The following is a 20,929-nucleotide window of genomic DNA, read 5'->3' on the forward strand; positions in this document are numbered from 1 at the left end:
TCGAAGGGACTGACAGCCACATGGATCGCCACATGGACTGGCGACAGTACGCCGCGTGCCTCCACGAGGATCCCGAACTCTTCTTCCCCGTCGGCAGCCGGGGCCCCGCCGTCGTCCAGACCGAGGACGCCAAGTCGGTCTGCCGCCGCTGCCCGGTGCGGGAGGACTGCCTGCGCTGGGCGCTGGAGTCCGGGCAGGAGAGCGGCGTGTGGGGCGGGACGAGCGAGGCCGAGCGGCGGACGCTGCGCCGGGCCGCGGGGACCCGGCGCGGAGCGTCACCCGCGGGGCGGGTCCGGCCGGCGGCTCAGCCGAAGAACTCCAGAAGGGCGCGCGTGACGGCCTCCGGCTGCTCCTCGACCAGGTAGTTGCGGCTGCCCTCGATCTCGGCCATGCGGACGTCGGTGCCCTGCTGGGGGAACACCCGGCTCATGTACTCGAAGAACGTCCCGTACGCGAGGCCGAGCATCGGCACGGAGATCTTGTCGTACGACTCGAAGTCCGCGATGTCCTGCTGGTAGGACTGGAACCAGCCCTTGCTCGCCCGGATCGCCTCGGCCGACGAGTACGCCTTGGCGTAGATGTCCCGGTCCCGGTCGGTGATGTTGTCCGGGTTCACCAGGCTGAGGCCGAACATGTAGTCGATGATGTGGCGGTAGCGGCCGGTGAGGATCTGCTCCGGGAAGTCGGCCACCTGGTTGAAGGCGAGCCACCAGCGGTGCGGGCCCTTGTCGCCGGACTTGGGCAGCATGGGGAACTCGTAGTAGCTCTGGTCCGCGTGCGTGGTGTTGAGGATGGCCACCTTCTCGGTGGCCTCCGGGTGGTTCGCGGCGTAGGCGAAGGCGACCATGGCGCCGATGCCGTGCCCGGCGATGCGGACCTTCTCGTGGCCGAGGTGGCGGACGAGCTCGAGGATGTCGCGGGCCATTGACTTCTTCTCGAAGCCGGACCGCGGCTTGCTGGAGCCGCCCATGCCGCGGATGTCGACGGTGATCACGCGGAAGCGGGCCGCGAGCGCGGGCATGACCTTGCGGTACTCCCACCACGTCTCGGGCCAGCCGGGCAGCAGCACCAGCGGATCGCCCTGACCGCCGGTCACGTAGTGCAGCCGGACGCCGTTGACATCGGCGTACTCGCTGGTGAAACCGCCTTCGAGGGACGCCGCGAGCTCCGCGTTCAGAGCCTTGAGCTCCTCGGCGTCCGTGACCGTCGCCGCGTTCTCTGCGTTCTCTGCGTATGCCGGCACTTGCTCCCCCTTGTCGTCGGCCAGTGGCGCGCCGGGTGAGTTTGAACACCCAACTCTCTGGTGGCGTCGACGATAACAACATCCACTTCGCCGGGCCATGGGTTGTGGATCACACCGGCCCGGCCGGCTCCCCCGGCGCACAGCGCGTGGGGGAACCGGCCGGGCGGGGACGCTCGCCGCCGTCAGCGCTTGACGGCCGGCCCCTCCTTGGGGGTGTTGGCGGCGGTCACGTTCACCCCGGCCCAGGCGGCGTCGACCGCCTTGTACTCGGTGCTCTGCTCGCCGTACATGTCCGCGGCGGCCTGCAGCGTGGCGGTGCGGGCCTCGTGGAAGTCGGTGGTCGAGACCATGTAGCGGGTCAGCGCGCGGTAGAAGATCTGCTGCGCCTTCTCCCGGCCGATGCCGGTGACCGCCTTGCCGTCGTGCGTGGCGGAGTCGTACTCCACGCCGCCGATGGTCTTCTTGCCGCTGCCCTCGGCCAGCAGGTAGAAGGCGTGCGAGGAGACGCCGGAGCCGGCGTGCACCTCGCGGTCGTAGGAGCCCTCGTCCCAGTAGTCGACGGTGCCCTCGAGGACGTCCAGCGACGGCTTGTCCATGCGGCGCAGGAACTTCTGCTCCAGGCCGAGCTTCTCGCCGAGCAGGTAGTTCGGCGGGTTGCCGGCGTTGTTCGTGCGGAACTCCACGCCCGCGCCGAAGATGTCCGCGAGCGACTCGTTGAGCGAGCCCGCCTCGCCGAACTGGTTCTGGCGCGCGTCCACCCGCGTGGGCTGGAAGTCGGCGGTGGCCTCGATCACGCCGTGGCTGAGCTCGTGGCCGGTCACGTCCAGGGCCACCAGCGGCTGCTTGAACGTTTCTCCGTCGCCGTCGCCGTAGAGCATGCAGCCGCACTCGGGCGACCAGAAGGCGTTGCCGACCTTGTCGCCGAAGTGCACGAGGGCGCGCGGGCCGGCGCCGTCGTTCTTGATGCCGTTCCGGCCGAACGTGGCCTTGTAGTAGTCGTACGTGCTGGTGATGCCGTACTGCGCGTCGACGGCGGCGGTGGCGGCGTCCGTGGTGGTGCCGTTGCCCCAGCGGTTGTCGGAGTCCGTGAGCACCTTGCCGGAGGCGAAGGAGTCGAGCTCCTTGGCCCCGGCGTCGCGGGTCTCGCCGCCGCCGCGGCTCGGGTCCTTGAGGGTGAAGGAGTCCTTGGCGGTCTGCGTCGTCGTCAGCGGGACGTCGCCGGCGAAGAACGAGGCGCCGGTGCCGCTCGCCTGGGCCGGGAACCCGGCGCCGGGCTGCGCCTTGGCCGGCGGCGCGGACTTCGTGTTCTTGCGCGGCTCCGCCTTCCGGCCCTGGTCGCGGAGAGTGGCCTTCAGGCGGGGGGAGATGAAGCCGTCGCTGAGCGGCGTGCTGCTGATGACCTTGCCGCTGCCGGCATCCACGACGACGCTGTGGCTGACGCCCGTCTCGGCCTTGCCGCCGCCGGTGACGGTCACGCGGTAGGCGAGGACCGGCTCGGTGCTCCGCGCGTCGACCACGAGCTCGGTCTTCGCGGCCTTGCCGGACACGGACTGCGCGGCCTTGGCCGCGGCCTGCGGCGCGGTCAGCTTCGGGGCGACCGAGGGCACGGCGACCCGGTGCTTGATGGCCCGGGTGACGCCGAGGTAGTTCTTCTTGGCGTCGAGGTGGACGACGAGGTCGCCGCCGACCACGGGGACGCCCTGGTAGGCGCGGACGAAGCGGACGTGGCGCTTGCCCTCGGGGTCGACGAGGGTGTCCTTGACCCGGAGCGTCTCGTTCTTGCCGACGCCCGTGGCGTCCGCGTGGGCGAGCGCCGCGGCGGTGGCCGCCTTCACGGTCTCCGCGTTGGCGGCGAGGGCGGCCGCGTTGAAGGAGGAGTCGGCGGCCGACTCGCGGGCCCGGTCCCGGGTCGCGTCGCTGACCTTGTCCACGGACTGGGACGGGGCGGCGGACGCGGTGCCCGCCATGGTGGCCGCGGCCACGACGGCCACGGCGACGGCGAGTATTCGGTTGTGGGTTGTGGGGGTTGTACGCAAGTTCAGCGCCCTTTGCGTCGAGGGCGGTTCGGGGCGTGCCCGGCCGCCTGCATGCACGCGGTGCCGTCACTCGCGCACCGCGGGAACCTGTGGTCCCGCGGAGGACTCTGCCCGCACTGGCATGGGCATGAAAAGATCAGATAGGCGTGATGTCCGGACAGTTGATCAACTGTTAACAATGACCGAACGGAAGGTACCTATGTGGTGACTTGGTGTCAGCTGCAGGTCAAGATGCGGGCCGCGGAGTGAAGGTTGCCGATGATCGTCGGCGTCCCGGAATGTGAGACGCAGGGCTACTGCGCCCCGGGCCAGCTCCCGCCCGTCACCCGCGTCCCCGCCGCCCGCAGCCGCCGCGCCGTCCGCTCCGCCGCGAGGTACACCCAGGCGCGGACCGCGCCTTCCCCGCCCTCGGCCAGCACCGGCCGCACGACCCGTACGTACATCTCGCCCGTGCCGTCCGGAGCGCAGCCCTCCAGCTCGTCCAGGGACGCGAGCACCGCCGCGTAGACACCGGGCACCACCCGGACCAGCTCGCCGCGGACCTCGCCGCCCGGCTCCGCCACGGCGTACGGGTACCCGGGGCCCTCGAACAGCACAGCGCCCCGCAGCCGCGCCGGCTCCTCCGCCACCGTGCGGCCCCGCAGGAAGCGGCCGTGATTGGCCTGACCGGGCCGCAGCGTCCCGTAGACGAACACCGGTAGCCGCTCCTGCTCCGCCGCCATCCCGGGCTCCCTCCGCCGTCCTCGCGCGCCCCAGCCGTCTCGGCCGCCCCACGCCGCCGGAAGGCGGGGGAGGGCGGCCCGCCGTAAAATTACCGGTATGGGAGAGCGGCCCGTCGTGCCCTCCGCCCCCGAACTCGTGGTCGAGTCCGACGGCGGCTCGCAGACGATGACTCCGAGCCGCGTCTACCAGGTGGGGCGCGACCCGCAGAGCGACATCGTGCTGCACGACGCCCGGGTCTCCTGGCACCACGCCGTGCTGCGCCCGGTCGCGGACCACTGGACCGTCGAGGACACCGGCAGCACCAACGGCACCTGGGCCGAAGGCCGGCGGGTGCAGCTCCTCGACATCGGCCCCGGCACCGTCCTGCGCTTCGGCAGCCCCTCCGACGGGCCCGCCGCCGTCCTCAAGAGCGCCCCGCCTCCGGCACCGCCGCCCCCTCCGCCCCCGGCGTCACTCGGGGAGCGCCCGACCTCCGTGTCGCAGCCCGCCGCCACCGGCACCTTCCGCCAGCCCACCTCCGTACGCCCTCTGCCCTCCCGCACCATCCGCATCGGCCGCGGGCCCGACAACGAGGTGACCGTCGACGACCTGGTGGTCTCCCGGCGTCACGCCGAACTGCGCGCGGGGCCCGGCGGCGACTACGAGATCGTCGACCTCGGCAGCCACAACGGCACCTTCCTCAACGGTCACCCCGTGCGCCGCGCCCCGGTGCTCCCCGGCGACATCATCGGCATCGGCCACTCCGCCTTCTGCCTCGTCGGCGACCAGCTCCAGGAGTACGTCGACAGCGGCGAGATCTCCCTCGACGTCCAGGACCTGTGCGTCCACGTCGACGCCGAACAGGGCCGCAAGCGGCTCCTCGACGGCGTCTCCTTCCCCGTCGAGGAGAAGTCCCTGCTCGCCGTCGTCGGCCCCAGCGGCTCCGGCAAGTCCACCCTCCTCAACGCCCTCACCGGGCTGCGCCCCGCCGACCAGGGCGCGGTGCTCTACGACGGCCGCGACCTGTACCGCGACTACGCCGAACTACGCGCCCGCATCGGCCTCGTCCCCCAGGACGACATCCTGCACGTCCAGCTCACCGTGCGCCGCGCCCTGTCCTACGCCGCCGAACTGCGCTTCCCCGGCGACACCGCCAAGGCCGAACGCCTGGCCCGCGTCGAGGAGGTCATCCGCGAACTGGGCCTCGAACAGCGCGCCGACCAGCCCATCCACAGCCTCTCCGGAGGGCAGCGCAAGCGCGTCAGCGTCGCCCTGGAACTCCTGACGAAGCCCTCCCTGCTCTTCCTCGACGAGCCGACGTCCGGCCTCGACCCCGGCATGGACCGCTCCGTCATGAACACCCTGCGCACCCTCGCCGACGACGGCCGCACCGTCATCGTCGTCACCCACAGCGTGCTCAGCCTGGACGTCTGCGACCGGCTGCTCGTCCTCGCCCCCGGCGGGCGGACCGCCTTCTACGGGCCGCCCGGGGACACGCTCGGCTTCTTCGGGTTCAAGGAGTGGCCCGAGGCGTTCGAGGCCTTCGAGAACGACAAGGACCGGGACTGGCCGGGGGAGTACCGCGCCTCGACCCAGTACCGGCAGTACGTCGAGACCGCCGCCGCGCAGCCGCGCCCCGCCGGGCCGTCCGCCGCGGAGGCGGAGCCCGCGTCCGCACCGCCCAAGCCCCAGAGCTGGGGCGCCCAGCTGTCGACCCTGATGCGCCGCTACGTGCGGGCGCTGAGCACCGACCGCACCTTCCTGATCATCATGATCGTGCTGCCGTTCGTCACCGGCGCGATGGCCCGGCTGTCCTCGGGCACCCGCTTCGCCTCCGCCGACAAGGCCAACACCGCCCTGCTGATCCTGTGCGTGGGAGGCGTGCTGACGGGCGCCGCCAACGCCGTGCGCGAACTCGTCAAGGAACGGGTCATCTACCGGCGCGAAAGAGCCGTGGGCCTGTCCAGGTCCGCCTACGTGATGTCGAAGGTCATCGTCCTGGGCGTGATCACGGTGACGCAGGCGATCGTCCTGGCCGTCGTCGGCCTCGGCGGGGTGGACACCCGCGCGCCCCACGGCCGGGGCGTCCTCATGCCGCCCCTCCTCGAGATGATCCTGGCCCTGGCGGTGCTGTCGTTCACGTCCATGCTGCTCGGCCTGCTCGTGTCGGCGATCGTCCGCAGGGAAGAGGTCACCATGCCGCTGCTGGTCCTCATCACCCTGGTCCAGGTCGTCTTCTGCGGCGGCATGATCGAGCTCAACAACAAGCTGGCGCTCGAACAGCTGTCCTGGCTGGTGCCTTCGCGATGGGCGCTGGCGGCCATGAGCTCCACGATCGACTTCACCCGCATCCCGCCGGCCGCCGGACAGCTCCCGCCGTCGGCAGGGGGAGGCGACCCGCTCTTCCGGCACGCCGCCGGCATCTGGCTGCTGGACATGGGCATGATGCTGGTCCTGGCCCTCGTGTACGCCCTCCTGGTGGCCCGCCTCCTGCGCCGCCACGAACCCGCGGTCATGCGGAAGTGACGGAGACGCAGCGATGAGCACGGTCCCCATGGCGCCCGGCGGCGCGTCCGGCATCCCCGGCTTCCTGCCCACCCACGTCGTGCCCCCCGACGGGCTCGCCACCTGGACCGCCCCCGACGGGGCCGAGCCCACCGCACCGCTCGACCCGCTCCTGCCCGTACGGCTCGTGGAGCGGCGCGGCGACTGGGGCCAGGTGCTCTGCTCCAACGGCTGGGCCGCCTGGACCGACGCCCGGCTCCTCGTCGTCCTCCCCCAGGGCCCGCCCGCCGCCGGCGGCCCGCTCGTCCGGACGGAAGACGCCCGCACGCTCCTCACCCGCGTCCAGGAGACCCTCGGTCAGTACCGCCGGGCGATGGAGGACCTCGCCGCCGGCCGCACGGACACCGAGACCTTCGGCCGCACGACCCGGGGCCTGCGCGTCGGGGCCGTCGTCGACGGCGACGCCCTCTGGCTCTACGACGCCGAACGCGACCTGTGGTGCTACTGCGACGGCACCGCCATGGCCGCGCTCGCGTCCACCGCCGGGCCCGGCGGTGACCGCTGATGGCCCCGGCCGGGGACCCGCCCGCCGAGCCGGCCGGCCGCCGCATCGCCGGCTACGAGGTGGAGGACGAACTGGGCCGCGGCGGCATGGCCGTCGTCTACCGCGCCCGCGACCTGCGGCTCGGCCGGATCGTCGCGCTCAAACTGCTCGCCCCCGAACTGGCCCGCAACGACACCTTCCGTCAGCGCTTCGGGCACGAGTCGCGCGTCGCCGCGGCCATCGACCACCCGCACATCGTCCCCGTGTTCGAGGCCGGGGAGGCCGACGGGGTGCTCTACATCGCCATGCGGTACGTGGCCGGGCTCGACCTGCGCGCCCTGCTCGACCGCGACGGGCCGCTGCCGCCCGTCGTGGTCTGCCGCATCGCCGGCCAGGTCGCCTCCGCGCTCGACGCGGCCCACGCGCACGACCTCGTCCACCGGGACGTCAAGCCCGGCAACATCCTCGTGGCGGAGGGCACCGACAGCGACCACCCCGAGCACGTGTACCTCACCGACTTCGGGCTGACGAAGAAATCCCTGTCCCTGACCGGGTACACCCGTGTGGGCCAGTTCGTCGGCACCCTGGACTACGTCGCGCCCGAACAGATCGCGGGGAAGCCGGTCGACGGGCGGTGCGACGTGTACAGCCTGGGGTGCGTCGTCTTCGAAATGCTCACGGGAGCGCCGCCGTTCCGGCGCGAGGACGACATGGCGCTGCTGTGGGCACACCAGTACGACGCGCCGCCGCGGCTGTCGGAACGCGTCCCGGGCCTGCCGGCCGCGGCCGACGACGTCCTGGCCAAGGCCTTGGCCAAAACCCCGGACGAACGTTTCGACAGCTGCCTGCGGTTCATCGCGGCGCTGAGAACGGCGACGGCGGCGCCACCGGGCGCAAGACGGGTCCCGGAGCCGCCGGGGTGGGCGGGGGTGGTGTTCCCGGAGCGGGGTGCCTGACGGCGGGTCGGCTGCCGCCGGGGCTGCGCTCTTGCTCCGGGGAACGGCCGGGCCGGCACGTGGGGCTGCGGCTCTTGCTTCGGGGAACGGCCGGTCCGGCACCGCCGGACAGCGGCGTCGTGGTTGCTCGCCGTCGCGGCGGGGGAACAGGTGGCCGGCCGCTTCAGCGGATGTGCCACCCGACGCCGCCGCCGCGGCGCGTAACACCGCGGACCGTTCCGGCGGTGCCGTACCGAGGGCCCGGGGTGCCCTCGGCCTGAGTTCCGGGCCGCGCCCGTCTCACCCCGCCGCCGCGGCGCGCAACTACCGTGGACCGTTTCGGCGGTGCCGGGCCTGCCTCGGCCAAGGGCCCTGGCGCCCCTGGCTTGAGTTCCGGGCCGTGCCCATCCCACTCCGCCGCCGTGGTGAGCAACCACCGCCAACTGGTCCGGCGGTGCCGTGTTCACCTCGGGCGGGGATCCGGCGGGTGCCGCAGGCAAGCGGCGGTGCCGGACTCAGCTCGGCTCAGGGCTCCCGGGCTCGCCGGCAGGGCCCCGGCGCCGGACCCGGCGGGACAGGACGCTTCCCGCCAAGCCCGCCACCGCGCCCCACAGCAAGCCCAGCCCCACCAGCGTCAACAGGTGCGGCCGCAAGGCGATCTCGCCGCCGAAGGCGGACATGTCGGTGATGCCGAGGATCGACAGGCCGAAGCGGGCCGAGATGCGGGTGAAGGTGCCGATGACGAACAGGGTGACCGCCAGCGCGGCACCCAGCTGCACCGCGTGCTCCCACGGCCGCGTCGTCGCCGGTGACCGCGCGGCCATCAGGAACGCCGCCGCGAGCAGGGCGATCGCGGCGACGGCCACGAGGAGCCACGCCCGCCCGTCGTGCTGGGCCAGCGAGGAGACGCTGAGCGTGGACGGCTGGTCGCCGCGCTCGCGGAGCACCGCCGTGAGCGGCTTGGGCATGGGCAGCCCGAGGGACGTGCCGGGCACGCGGCCGTCCCAGGACCCGCCGAGGCCGAGGCCGAACGCCGTCCAGGCCAGGTTGGGCAGGCCGAGCAGGAGCACGGCCATCGTCTCCCCGGGGTGTCCCCGGACGGCGGCGGAGACGAGTCCGATGACGAGTCCGAGCAGCACGTAACCCAGCAGCAGCACGACCATGGCGAACGCCACGGGCCGCACGGGGTCCTGGAAGCGCAGCAGCCGCGACGGCAGGGGCGTCTTGCGGGAGGCCGCCACGGCGACGGCGAGCAGGACGAGCAGCCACAGCAGGCCGTAGCCGAGCGTGGGCCCGAGGGCCGCGCGGAAGCCGACGCGGGGGGCGACGTCGAGGGCTTCGCCGATGTCGCCGAGGAGCGAGTCGCCCAGGTCGATCCGGAAGTCGTGGCGCGCGCCGAGGGTGATGAGCAGCAGGGCGAGCAGCCACAGGACGGCCGTCCGGGCGACCCGGGCGAGCAGCCCGCGCCCGCTCGTCACGGCGTGGTGCCGCAGCGGGAGCAGGAAGACGACGGCGAGGGCGACCGCGCCGGCCAGGGTCACCGACAGCGGGACGACGGCGATGCCCGCCCCCGTACGGCCCAGGACGCCCGCGTCGCCGGACAGTTCCACCGTGCCGCCGACGGCGGTGACGACGGTGGCCGCCGTCACCGAGGGGAACGCTCCGCCCGGCAGCCCGCCGGCTCCGGCCGCCCACAGGCCGAGCGCGGCGACGGCGAACATCGCGGCGACCCCGGCGGCGACGGCGGCGAGGGCGTCCCCCCAGGCGCGGACGGAGGAGGGCGCGCCCCCGGGCGGCTGGCTCACACTGCCTCCGCGTGCGTCGTCGACGGTCGGACACCCGGCCTCCGGCGGGGAGGCCCGGAAGCCCAACGTACGCCCGTGCGGCCCGCCCCACCTGTCGAGGGCGAGCGCCGTGCGCCCGACCCGCGCCCGTCGCGAACCCCATCCTTCCCGGAGGGAACCCCGCTTGCGGGCCGCGCCGGTTTGCGGCACACAATGAGCCCGTAAGCATGCTGATGAGGACAAAAGCGGAGGAGCAGGGCCCGTGTCGTCCGAACCACCGTCAGAAGACCGGCCCACCGGCCCGCCCTCCGGCCCCCTGTCCGGCGGCGGAGGGAGCGGGTCCGGCAGCCCCGGCCCGGCCGGACCGCCTGCCGAGCCCACCCGCCCCGACTGGCACTCGACCCCGTCGGGCGAGGGCTCCACCCGGATCAGCGGCCCCACGGGCGCGCAGCCGCCGGAGCCGCCCGGCCCGCCGGCCCCGCCGTCCGGCGCCCACGGCGCACCCCCTCCCGCGGGGGAGCCGGGCAGGGCCTGGTGGCGCTCCGCCCCCAAGGTCGCCCTCCTCGCGGGCGTCCTGGTCGCCGCGGCGGCGCTCGTGGTCTTCTTCCTCCGCCCGGAAGGCGGCGGGGAGGTCTTCCTGCAGGCCGCGTCGGCCCACGGCAACGACCCGTTCACCGCGTCCACGGCCAAGGACACGGGCACCAAGGAGACGACCGCCGCCCCCGCCACCCCCTCCGAGGGCGGCACCCGTACGTACCAGGGCTCGACACCGGGCCTCTACGGCGGCACGCAGAACGCGGCGAGCTGCGACGTCGAGCGCCAGATCCGCTACCTCGGCGACGACCAGGCCAAGTCCCGCGCCTTCGCGAGCGCCGCGGGCATCCAGCAGGGTGAGATCCCGCGCTACCTGCGCGGCCTGACGCCCCTGCAGCTGCGCTCCGACACCCGGGTCACCAACCACGGCTACAAGGACGGCGCGGCCACCACGTTCCAGTCCGTCCTGCAGGCCGGCACGGCCGTCCTGGTCGACAACCGGGGCATGCCGCGCGTGCGCTGCGCCTGCGGCAACCCGCTCGGCCCGCCCGTCGCGGCCAAGGGCAGCCCGAAGACCAAGGGCGAGGGCTGGGGCGCGTACAAGTCGTCGAACGTGGTCGCCGTCACCCAGGCCACGACCGTCGTCTACGTCATCGTGGTGTACGACCCCGTGACCGGCCGGTGGTTCGAGCGGCCGGTCGGCACCGACGGGGGGAGCGACCGCCCGGTCCCCAAGCCCGGCGGCGCCATGCCGTCCGGTCCGGCCTCGCAGGGGTCGGAGGAGCCGGGCAGCGGCGAGCCGTCGAAGCCGTCCTCGTCCGCCCCGCCGCCCCCCTCCACGGCCCCGCCGTCCCCGCAGAAGCCGCCGGCGACCGAGCCCGGCCCCGCCTACGGGCCGCAGAACCGCGGGCTCGCCGGACCCGGAGGGGCGGCATGAGCGGAGCCGCCGCCCGGCGGGCCTGAGACGGCCCCGATGAGCGGCGCGCCCACCGAGTCCCGGCCGGGGGAAGCAGTCCCCGGCCGGGTGACGGCCGCCGGCGTGCCCCCGGAGGACCCGGGCGGGGCCCGCCGGGCGGCGTGGCCCCTGGCCGTCGCGGCGGTGGCGTACAACGCGTGGGTGCTGGAGTTCCTGCTGCCCACCGGCCTGGACCCCCGGCACTCCTACGTCAGCGAGCTCTACGCCGCCGACCAGCCCTTCCACGTGCTCTTCGGCGTCGTCGAGGTCGTCACCGCCCTGCTCGTCGCCGCTGGCGCGGCCCCGCTTCCCCGCCGCCCGACCAGCGACCGCCGGTCCGTCGCCGGGCGGTGGTCGCTGGTCGCCTTCGCCGCGTCCTCCGTCGCGGACGTCGTCGTCCCGATGCGGTGCGCACCGTCGGTGAACCGCGCCTGCGAGGCGGTCAACCCCTGGCACACCGCCACCAGCGCACTGGCCCACACCGCGCTGTTCGCCTCCATGGCCCTGATGGTGACCGCCGCGGCGCGCGGCACCCGGTGGCCGCTGATCCGCCGCTGGGGGCCGTGGGTCCTGGCGGCCGCGCTCGTGACGTCCGTGTGCACGGTCGGCGCGCTGCTCGGGCGGCCGGGCTGGCACGGCGTTCCGCAGCGGGCGCACCTGCTGCTCGTCGGCGCGTGGCTGGCCCTGCTCGCCGCCTCGCCGGGCAGCCGCCGCATCCGGGGGAAGGGCCGCCACCGCCGGGCCGAGTAGTGAGCTTCCGGTGTCACGCGAGATTCCCCGGCGATCGAATCTGGTCGATTGCGCGGGAGACGGACCGGCTCCGGACATCGCCGACCGGTGAAATCCCTCCGCACTCATGAGGAAGGCCGCGCTGCTCAGCGCCCCCATGAACAGAGTCTGTTCACTTCTGAACAGACTGTCGCCGCGTCAACGATGAGTGTTTTAAGGCCATGACGTATTGCTGCAGTCTTGTGAACGCAATGTTGCCGACAAGACGATCACCCTCGTTACCCACACCGAGGAGGTCCTCATGAACGATCGGCTGAGTCTCAGCCCGGACGCGGCACGGCAACTCGCGACCACCACCAAGACCACCCCGCAGATGCGCGGCATCACGCCCCGCTACCTGCTGCGGGCCCTGCCGTGGGTGGACGTCGAGTCCGGCGTCTACCGCGTCAACCGCCGGCGGACCTTCATCCTCGGTGACGACCGGATATCCACCTTCAGGAACGACGACGCCCACCAGGTCGTCCCCGAGGACCTCCGGGAGATCCCCTTCCTGCGCGAGGCCGGCGAGGAGCTGCTGCGCGAACTGGCGTGCGCCTTCACCGAGGTCACCTTCGACGCCGGCCGGCAGCTCCTCCAGGAGGGCGAGGCCGCGGACAAGCTCTGGATCCTCGTCCAGGGCCGCGCCGAGAAGCGGACGACCGGCCGCTACGGCGAGGACGCCCTCCTCGACATCATCGGCGACGGCCAGTTCTTCGACCTCGACGCCTGGGCCTGCGGCACGCCCGCCGCCTACCGCGTCAAGGCGCTGACCCCGGGCACCGCCCTGTGCGCCGACCGCGAGCACCTGACCCGGCTGGCCGGCCGCGACGAGGCGCTGCGCGCCGCCCTCACGGCCTTCACCTCCGGCGAACGCACCGTCCCCGGCGCCGAGGTGCCCGTGGACCTGAGCGCCGGGCACGTCGGCGAGCCGGACCTGCCGGGCACCTTCGTCGACTACGAGGACACGCCGCGCGAGTACCACATGACGCTCGCCCAGACCGTGCTGCGCGTCCACTCCCGCGTCGCCGACCTCTACAACGAGCCCATCGACCAGACCCGCACCCAGGCCGACCTGACCGTCCAGGCGCTGCGCGAGCGCCAGGAGCGCTCGATGCTCCACCACCCCGAGTACGGCCTGTTCAACAACGTCGCCCCCGGCCAGCGCGTCCAGACCCGGACCGGCGCGCCGACCCCCGACGACCTGGACGAGCTGCTCAGCAAGGTCTGGAAGCAGCCCTCCTACTTCCTCGCCCACCCGCGCGCCATCGCCGCCTTCGGCCGCGAGTGCACCCGCCGCGGCGTGCCCCCGGTCATCGAGAACCGCTTCGGCAGCCCCTTGCTGACCTGGCGCGGCGTCCCCCTGCTGCCCTCCGACAAGGTGCGCATGACCGGCCCGAACGGCGCCGGCACCACCGAGATCCTGCTCATGCGCGTCGGCGAGGCCGAGCAGGGCGTCGTGGGCCTGCGGCCCGCGAAGGTGGCCGACGAGGTCGAGCCGGGCCTGTCCATGCGCAACATGGGCATGGACCAGAAGGGCATCACCCAGTACCTGATGACGGCGTACTTCAACGCCGCGGTGCTGGTCGAGGACGCCCTCGCCGTGCTCCAGAACGTCGAGGTGTCCAAGTACCATGACTACTCCTGACATGCCGTGGGGCGCGTACGCCCCGGGCATGGCACAGCTCCCCGGCCCGCAGGTGCCCGGCACGGCGCTGCCCGGCATGATACCGCCGGGCGCGGCGCCGCCACCGGGCACGGCCGGCCTCCCGGCGCCCCAGCAGGCGCCCGGAGCCGTGGTCCCGCCCGGGCAGCCCACCGCCGGCAGCGCCGCCACCCGCAGCGGCCAGTTCACGCCCGAGGCCGCCCGGCGGGACGTCCCCGTCCTCCAGCGGCCCGTGGGCGGCCGCCCCGTCGTCTGGCTGGACAACGGCGCCACCACCCAGAAGCCCCGCCAGGTCATCGAGACCCTGGCCTCCTACTACGCCACCGCCAACTCCAACATCCACCGCGGTGCGCACACCATGGCCCGCGAGGCCACCGAGATGTACGAGGGCGGACGGGCCGCGGTCGCCGGATTCCTGGGCGCCCCGTCACCGGACACCATCGTCTTCACCCGCGGCACCACCGAGGCCGTCAACCTCGTCGCGCAGAGCTGGGGACGCGCCAACCTCGGCCCCGGCGACGAGATCCTGGTCTCCACCCTGGAGCACCACTCCAACATCGTCCCCTGGCAGCTGATCGCCAAGGAACGGCGGGCCCGGGTCGTCCCGGTCCCCCTCCTGCCCGACGGCAGCATCGACCAGGACGCCTACGCCGACCTGCTCTCCTTCCGCACCCGGCTCGTCGCCGTCAGCCACGCCTCCAACGTGCTCGGCACCGTGCCGCCGGTGAAGGAAATGACGGCACTGGCCCACCGCTACGACGCCAAGGTGCTCGTGGACGGCGCCCAGGCCGTCGCCCACTTCCCCGTGGACGTCCAGGACCTGGACAGCGACTTCTACGTCTTCTCCGGGCACAAGCTCTACGCCCCCACGGGCATCGGCGCGCTGTACGCCAAGCCGGAGGTCCTGGCCGGCATGCCACCGTGGCAGGGCGGCGGCAACATGATCGACCAGGTGGAGTTCGGCCGCGTCACCTACGCGCCCGTGCCGCACCGCTTCGAAGCCGGCACCGGGCACATCTCCGGCGTCGTCGGACTCCGGTCCGCCATCGACTGGCTGAGCTCGTTCGGCCGCGAGGCGGTCGCCGCGTACGAGACCGCCCTGCTCGGCCACGCCCAGCAGGCCCTCGCCGCGGTACCCGGCCTCACCGTCCTCGGCGACGCGCCCGAGAAGATCGCGGTCCTCACCTTCACGCTCGCCGGCCACGACCCGATGACCGTGGCCCGGTGGCTGGACCGGGCGGGCATCGCCGTCCGCGCCGGCCACCACTGCGCCCAGCCCTCACTGCGCCACTACGGGCTGGAGACCGCGACGCGGGCCTCCCTCGCCCTGTACAACACGGCCGAAGAAGTGGACCAGCTGGCCGCGTCGCTGACGCAGCTTCAGCTGCAGGGCGCCGGCTGACCACGGCGTGCCGTGGTGCTCACAGCGTGCCCCGGCGCACCCGCGCGGGGGCACGCCGCCGCATCCGGTCCTGCGGCATCCGGGGCGTCCCGCCGGACCCATGCGCGGCACAACTACGAGATTCCGCGGTATTTCCGGTGCCACAGGGAACCATCAGCTACGGAAGACAATCTCGTACGTCGGAGACGCACGAGTGTGCGTACGAACCCGGAAGCAGGGGGCGGTACATGTCACGAAGAGTCGCGCAGCGGCGGTCGCCGGCGGTGCGGGGCGTCATGGGACCGGTGGCCGCCCTCGCGGCCGGCCTGGTCCTCGTCGCGGGGACGGCCGGGACGGCCACCGCCATACCGGCCGACGGCGGCGCGCGAGCCGCCGCCGTGGGCTGCGGCGGTGTCCAGGATGCGAAACAGCCGTCCGCCGCCGCGGCCGCCGCGGCCCGCGGTGCCACGGCCGAGCCGCCGGCCGCCGCGACCGGCACCGCCGCGGAGAAGATCTCCTACAGCCTGCCGTCCCAGCTGCCCATCGGCATGTGGTCGCGCTCCGGCGTCACGCTCCGCACGCCCGTCACCAAGGGCACCGTCCGGCTCGACGTCCGCAGCCGCGGCTTCGGCACCGACTCCCTCACCGTCCAGCGCTACGTGCCCAAGACGCACAAGTGGACGGACCTCAAGAGCCGCTCCACCGGCTCGGACACCCACGGCGTCTTCACCTTCCCGGTCACGGGCGACGCGAGCGCGGCCCACCCGCACAGCGTGGCGCTGCGCATCCAGGACCTCGACCGGCCGGGCACCCTCACCGTCACCGCCTCCGTCGACGACGGCAAGGGCCGCACCTACCGCGCCCCCGCCCGCACCGCCACCACCACCCGGCCCGACGTCTCGGTCACCGGCTGGCGCAGCGGGGAACGGCTGGGCCGCGGCGGCGCGCCCAGCGCACCCTTCACGGTCACGGTCAAGAACACCACCGACCGGCCCTACCCCGCCCTGTACGCCTCCTACTTCGCCTACGGCGCCGGCAAGAGCCACGCCCTGGCCCCCAAGGACCTCGTCCTGCAGCAGTACCGGCCCGGCCACGGCTGGGAGCGCGTCCCGCTCGTCGCCGGCGGCTGCGACCCCGGCATGAGCGCGGCGCTCCTGCCGGTCATCAAGGGGCCGCTCGCGCCCGGCGCCACCGCCTCCTACCGGCTGCGGATCGCCGTCGCCGGATCAGCCCCCCGCGACGTGTCGCGGGCGGACGCCGGGGTGACGGTCGGCAACGGCGACCTGTCCTTCCACCACCAGGAACTGCCCTTCGCGATCCGCTAGCGCGCGCAGTCCCGAAACCGCGGGCCGGCCCCTTCCGGGCCGGCCCGTCGGCGTACCGGGACACGGATCAGGCCGGGCCCGGGTCCCCGTCCTTCGTACGGTCGAACGCCGCCCAGCGCGACAGGGCGAACTTGGAGCCCTCCCGGCGCACTTCGGCGGCCCCGTGACCCGGGAAGTGCGCCGGGAACACCAGGGCGCGGGTGTCGGCGGCCTCCTCCAGGATCCGCCGCCGCGAGCGGGTCGCCTGCGCCTGGTCCTCGCTCAGGCACGTGTCGCAGTCCGGCTCGGCTATCTGCAGCGGGCTGTGCACCAGGTCACCGATGAACAGGGCGCGGTCCGCGCCCGACTCCAGCCGCACGACGGCCGAGCCCGGCGTGTGCCCGGGAGCGGCCTCCAGCGTCAGGCCCGCGTCGATGCGGTACGTGTCCCCCTCCCACAGCACCATCTGCCCCGCCCGGTGCACCGGGCGGACGCTGTCCTCGAACACCGTGCCGATGCCCTCGGCCAGGCTCAGGTCCCCGAGGACCCCGCGCGGCGTGTGCGGCCCGTCCGGATCCCAGTACGCGAAGTCGGCTCTCGCGACGAAGTACGTCGCGTTCGGGAACGTCGGCACCCACGCACCGTCCTGCAGCCGGGTGTTCCAGCCGATGTGGTCCGAGTGCAGGTGGGTGTTGACGACGACGTCCACGTCCTCCGGGCGGACCCCGGCCGCGGCGAGCCGCTCCAGGTAGCCGGTCCTCAAATGCGACCAGTCCGGCATGTGCGGCCGGTCCTTGTCGTTGCCCAGCCCCGTGTCCACGAGCACGGTGCGGCCCTCGCTGCGCAGCACCCACGTCTGCACGTTGCACACCAGCTGGTCGGTCGCCGGCCGCCAGAAGTCCGGCGCCAGCCACGACTCGTTCTCCTTCCACATCCGCGGGGTGCTGGAGGGAAAGATCGCGGAGGTGGGGGCGACCGGGGAGTGCCATTCCACGACGCGGGTGACGTCCACGCCACCTAAGGTGATCGTCTGCATGCCATTGACGCTATGCATCCCAGGCGGAACCGCCAAGAGGCAGATGGCACCGTTGCGTTGATACGGCGCCGCTGCCCCGACGTGCCTGCGCCGCTAGGACCGGGCCCACCCGTCTTCTTCCGCCGCGACGGCGATCAGTCACCGGCGAGGTGTCCGGCGGTGCCGTTCCGGCGCGCGGTGGGATCGGCACCGCCGGATTCCGCTGTGGTGGCTGATCGCCGCTGCGGCGGTCTCAAGGATGCGAGGCATCCTTGACCTGGGCGAACCGGGCCCGCGTTCCGGCGGCGGCCGGCATGCTTCCCCCGCCGCGGCGGCGATCAGCCACGGACGGCCTGTCCGGCGGTGCCGGACCACCTCACCCCGTACGTCAATGTTCCCGCCGGACCGCGAGCAGCGCCGCGTCGTCCGAGAGCTCGCCCCCCGCGTACGCGAGGAGGTCGGCGACGACGCGGTCCAGGAGCGCGGCCGGGGACGCCTCCGGCATGGCGGCGAGCCGCTCCGCCAGAGGGTAGAAGCGGCCCGCCGCGTCCCGCGCCTCCGTCACCCCGTCGGTGTACAGCAGCAGGAGGTCGCCCCGCTCGAAGGCGAAGGGCCGCCCCCGGTACGCGCCGCCCGCCATGCCGAGGAGCGCCAGCGGCGGCTGGGGGTCGGGGGTGGGCACCTCGTCCACGTCCATGCCTCCCGCCCGCCCCGGCCGGCACCGCAGGGGCGGCAGGTGGCCGCAGTTCACCAGTTCGGCCCGGCCCGGCCCGGTCACCTGCACGAGGGCCGCGGTCACGAACTCCTCGCCCGGCCGCCGCCGCCCCATCGCCGCGTCGAGGCGCCCCGCGACCGCCGCGAGCGAGGGCTCGACCTGCGCGGCCTCCCGGAACGTGCCCAGCACGGCCGCCGCCGTGTCGATCGCGGCGAGCCCCTTGCCCCGCACGTCGCCCATCAGCAGCCGCGTCCCGAAGGGCGTGACCAGCGTTTCGTACAGGTCGCCGCCGACCCGCGCCTCGGCCGCTGCGGCCAGATAGCGCACCGCGACCCGCAGCCCGTCGAGCCGTTCGGGCGGCGGCCGCAGCAGCGTGTGCTGGGCGGCCTCGGCCACGGACCGCGACTCCAGCAGCTCCCGTTCGCGCGTGGCGACGAGCACCACGTTCGCGGTGCTGACGGACGTGATCGCCAGTACGGTGAACGCGGACGTCAGGTGGACGAGCAGGGGCACCTGGTCGTCGGCGAGCGCCAGCGGGGCGACGAGGACGAGCGCGCCCAGGCCGACGAGCAGCGGGACCCGGGGCCGCCGCGTGCCGATGCTGGCGAGCACCGGCGCGGTGGCCAGGACGGGGGACACCGTCCATTCCGGGCTCTGCGCCAGGTCCATCGCGACGGCGGCGGACAGCAGGACGTACGCCGCCACGACGAGGAGCCGCGCGCGGTGCGGCAGGCGCGGCGCCTGGGGCTGACCGTCCGGGCCGGTGGCGTGCGTCATGATTGATGTCCACCATCAGCCACACCCGCCCCGCCCGCAACCGCGGGCTCAGCGCTCCCCGGCCCCGCCGCCGGGCACGAAGTGCCAGTACGTCTCCGCCCGCGGCTGCCAGCGCCGCGCCAGCGGGTCGCGCACCCTGCGCCGGCACCACCCCCACGGGGTGACGGCCAGGTAGTACACCGCCGTCAGCAGGAACGTCCGCACGGCGTCACACCTCCTTCCACGGCAGTCAGTCCATCGGGATCCCGGCACGCCAGTCCCGCTCCTCCTGCCACGGCGGCTGCTCCTGCTTGCGCAGCAGGAAGCCGCCCAGCGCCAGCAGATCGATGTTGGTCCGCATGAAGCAGGCGTACGCCTCGCCCGGCGTGTTCACGATCGGCTCGCCGCGGACGTTGAACGACGTGTTCACCAGCACCGGGCACCCGGTGCGCTCCTTGAAAGCGAGCAGCAGCCGCCGCAGCCGCGGATGCCGCCCGTCGACGGTCTGCACCCGCGCCGAGCCGTCGACGTGGGTGACGGCCGGGACCGTCGAGCGGGGCACGTGCAGCAGATCGAGCCCGCTCACCCCGCCGGGGACGTCGGCGGCGAGCCGCTGCGCTTCCGCGACCTTGCCGACGATCAGCATGTACGGGCTCTCCTGGCGCAAGGCGAACCAGTCCTTCGCGTCCTCGGCGAGCACCGCGGGCGCGAACGGCCGGAACGACTCGCGGAACTTCGTCCGCAGGTTGAGCGCCGACTGCATGCCCGGGTCGCGCGGGTCGGCGAGGATGGACCGCGCCCCGAGCGCCCGCGGCCCGAACTCCATCCGGCCCTGGAACCAGCCCACGATCGCCCCGTCCGCCAGCGCGCCCGCCACCCGCCGCGCCACGCCCTCGAACCCCGGGCGCTCGTACGGGATGCCGCGCGCGTCGAGATACGCGCCGATCTCGTCGTCCGAGTACTCCGGGCCCAGCAGCGCGCCCGCCATCGCGTCGTGCCCGGCGGCGGGGTGCGCCCGCGGGGCGCCCCGCTCGTACGCCTCGGCGAGCGCCGCTCCGAGGGCGCCCCCGGCGTCCCCGGCCGCGGGCTGCACCCACAGCTCCGTCAGGCCCGCGTCCTCCAGGAGCCTGCCGTTCGCGACGCAGTTGAGGGCGACGCCGCCGGCGAGGCACAGCCGCGGCTCCCCGGTCAGCCGCCGCGCGGTGCGCGCCAGCTTGACCATCACCTCCTCGGTCACCTGCTGCACCGACGCCGCGAGGTCGAACTCCCGCTCGGTCAGGGGCCCTTCCGGCTGCCGCCGCGGACCGCCGAAGAGCTGCTCGAAGCCCGCGCCGGTCATCACCCGGCCCCGCAGGAACTCGAACCTGCGCAGGTCGAGCCGGAAGGAGCCGTCAGGCTTGACGTCGATCAGCCGCTCCTTGATCAGCGGAGCGAAGCGGGGAGTCCCGTACGGGGCGAGGCCCATCAGCTTGTACTCGCCCGAGTCGACCTTGAAGCCGCAGAAGTACGTGAACGCCGAGTACAGCAGCCCCAGCGAGTGCGGGAACCGCAGCTCGGCCAGGTAGCGCAGCCGGGTCCCCACGCCCTGCCACAGCGTGGTCGTCGCCCACTCGCCGACGCCGTCGACGCACAGCACGGCGGCCGACGGGTAGGGGCTCGCGAAGAACGCCGACGCCGCGTGGGACTCGTGGTGGCGCCGCGCCACCACCTCCGGCACCACCGCCCGCCCCCCGGGCCCGGCCAGGTGCTCGCGCACGGCCCGCGTGGCGGACCGCTTCCAGCCGAGCCAGGCCGGAAGCCCCTCGACGAAGGACGTGAGGCCGTGCGGCGCGGCCCCCGCGTACGTCGCGATCACCCGCCGGAACTTCAGCGCGGGATCCTCGTAGTACGCGATCGCGGACACGTCACCGAGCTCCGCGCCCGCCTCCCGCAGGCAGTAGCCGACCGCCCCGCGCGGGAACGACGGGTCGTGCCGTCTCCGGCTGAACCGCTCCTCCTGGGCGGCCGCGACCGGGACGCCGTCGGCGACCAGCGCGGCCGCACTGTCGTGGTAGAAGGCCGACAAACCCAGAACCAGCTGCGTCACGCG

General features: G+C 73.8%; 16 protein-coding genes and 1 pseudogene. 9 read left to right on the forward strand and 8 right to left on the reverse strand.

Annotation, left to right across the window (positions count from 1 at the left end):
• Positions 1-32: 32 nt before the first annotated feature.
• Positions 33-269: pseudogene (locus IF61_RS0108630) on the forward strand (WhiB family transcriptional regulator); the annotation flags it as partial.
• Between the two features lie 35 nt (positions 270-304).
• Here IF61_RS0108630 and IF61_RS0108635 read toward each other — a convergent pair.
• From IF61_RS0108635 to IF61_RS0108645, 3 genes are all read right to left on the reverse strand, one after another.
• Complete coding sequence (locus IF61_RS0108635; protein WP_245684448.1) at positions 305-1,243, reverse strand: alpha/beta fold hydrolase; 939 nt, start codon at positions 1,241-1,243, stop codon at positions 305-307.
• 182 nt (positions 1,244-1,425) lie between these two features.
• A complete protein-coding gene (locus IF61_RS0108640) occupies positions 1,426-3,210 on the reverse strand; it encodes a M4 family metallopeptidase (protein WP_052392570.1) in 1,785 nt (594 codons plus the stop codon).
• Positions 3,211-3,572: 362 nt separating this feature from the next.
• A complete protein-coding gene (locus IF61_RS0108645) occupies positions 3,573-4,001 on the reverse strand; it encodes a gamma-glutamylcyclotransferase family protein (RefSeq protein ID WP_030365688.1) in 429 nt (142 codons plus the stop codon).
• Between the two features lie 97 nt (positions 4,002-4,098).
• Between IF61_RS0108645 and IF61_RS0108650 the strand changes: the two genes are divergently transcribed.
• From IF61_RS0108650 to IF61_RS0108660, 3 genes are read left to right on the forward strand one after another with little or no spacing between them, the layout of a single operon-like run.
• Positions 4,099-6,507: an FHA domain-containing protein gene (locus tag IF61_RS0108650; RefSeq protein WP_030365689.1), complete on the forward strand. Its 2,409-nt coding sequence runs from the start codon at positions 4,099-4,101 to the stop codon at positions 6,505-6,507.
• A 13-nt stretch (positions 6,508-6,520) separates the two neighbouring features.
• Complete coding sequence (locus IF61_RS0108655) at positions 6,521-7,051, forward strand: hypothetical protein (protein ID WP_052392520.1); 531 nt, start codon at positions 6,521-6,523, stop codon at positions 7,049-7,051.
• Positions 7,051-7,986 (forward strand): serine/threonine-protein kinase, encoded by a 936-nt coding sequence (locus IF61_RS0108660; protein WP_030365691.1) that lies wholly within the window; start codon positions 7,051-7,053, stop codon positions 7,984-7,986. Before IF61_RS0108655 ends, IF61_RS0108660 begins: the two co-directional genes overlap by 1 nt.
• A 494-nt stretch (positions 7,987-8,480) precedes the next feature.
• Here IF61_RS0108660 and IF61_RS0108665 read toward each other — a convergent pair whose 3' ends face one another.
• Positions 8,481-9,770 (reverse strand): streptophobe family protein, encoded by a 1,290-nt coding sequence (locus tag IF61_RS0108665; RefSeq protein WP_052392521.1) that lies wholly within the window; start codon positions 9,768-9,770, stop codon positions 8,481-8,483.
• Between the two features lie 241 nt (positions 9,771-10,011).
• On the opposite strand from IF61_RS0108665, the gene IF61_RS0108670 reads away from it, so the two are divergent.
• From IF61_RS0108670 to IF61_RS0108690, 5 genes are all read left to right on the forward strand, one after another.
• Positions 10,012-11,220 carry a DUF6777 domain-containing protein gene (locus IF61_RS0108670; RefSeq protein WP_052392522.1) on the forward strand — a complete coding sequence of 403 codons (1,209 nt, stop codon included), beginning with the start codon at positions 10,012-10,014 and terminating at the stop codon, positions 11,218-11,220.
• A gap of 36 nt (positions 11,221-11,256) precedes the next feature.
• Complete coding sequence (locus IF61_RS0108675) at positions 11,257-11,988, forward strand: DUF998 domain-containing protein (protein ID WP_078660059.1); 732 nt, start codon at positions 11,257-11,259, stop codon at positions 11,986-11,988.
• 280 nt (positions 11,989-12,268) lie between these two features.
• On the forward strand, positions 12,269-13,651 hold the full coding sequence (locus IF61_RS0108680) for a family 2B encapsulin nanocompartment shell protein (RefSeq protein ID WP_030365695.1): 1,383 nt from the start codon (positions 12,269-12,271) through the stop codon (positions 13,649-13,651).
• Positions 13,638-15,071 (forward strand): cysteine desulfurase, encoded by a 1,434-nt coding sequence (locus IF61_RS0108685; protein WP_043188246.1) that lies wholly within the window; start codon positions 13,638-13,640, stop codon positions 15,069-15,071. The genes IF61_RS0108680 and IF61_RS0108685 overlap by 14 nt, the downstream gene beginning before the upstream one ends.
• 227 nt (positions 15,072-15,298) lie before the next feature.
• On the forward strand, positions 15,299-16,375 hold the full coding sequence (locus tag IF61_RS0108690; RefSeq protein ID WP_052392523.1) for a hypothetical protein: 1,077 nt from the start codon (positions 15,299-15,301) through the stop codon (positions 16,373-16,375).
• Between the two features lie 67 nt (positions 16,376-16,442).
• Here IF61_RS0108690 and IF61_RS0108695 read toward each other — a convergent pair whose 3' ends face one another.
• The 4 genes from IF61_RS0108695 to IF61_RS0108710 form a co-directional block, all read right to left on the reverse strand.
• Positions 16,443-17,390: an MBL fold metallo-hydrolase gene (locus tag IF61_RS0108695; protein ID WP_030365698.1), complete on the reverse strand. Its 948-nt coding sequence runs from the start codon at positions 17,388-17,390 to the stop codon at positions 16,443-16,445.
• A 367-nt stretch (positions 17,391-17,757) separates the two neighbouring features.
• Positions 17,758-18,861: a PP2C family protein-serine/threonine phosphatase gene (locus IF61_RS0108700; RefSeq protein WP_030365699.1), complete on the reverse strand. Its 1,104-nt coding sequence runs from the start codon at positions 18,859-18,861 to the stop codon at positions 17,758-17,760.
• A gap of 48 nt (positions 18,862-18,909) precedes the next feature.
• Positions 18,910-19,065, reverse strand: coding sequence for a hypothetical protein (locus IF61_RS36245; protein WP_169748806.1), 156 nt, complete (start codon positions 19,063-19,065; stop codon positions 18,910-18,912).
• 25 nt (positions 19,066-19,090) lie between these two features.
• On the reverse strand, positions 19,091-20,926 hold the full coding sequence (locus IF61_RS0108710) for a carbamoyltransferase family protein (protein ID WP_030365700.1): 1,836 nt from the start codon (positions 20,924-20,926) through the stop codon (positions 19,091-19,093).
• Positions 20,927-20,929: the final 3 nt, after the last annotated feature.

This window comes from Streptomyces roseoverticillatus, assembly GCF_000719265.1.
Lineage (GTDB): Bacteria > Actinomycetota > Actinomycetes > Streptomycetales > Streptomycetaceae > Streptomyces > Streptomyces roseoverticillatus.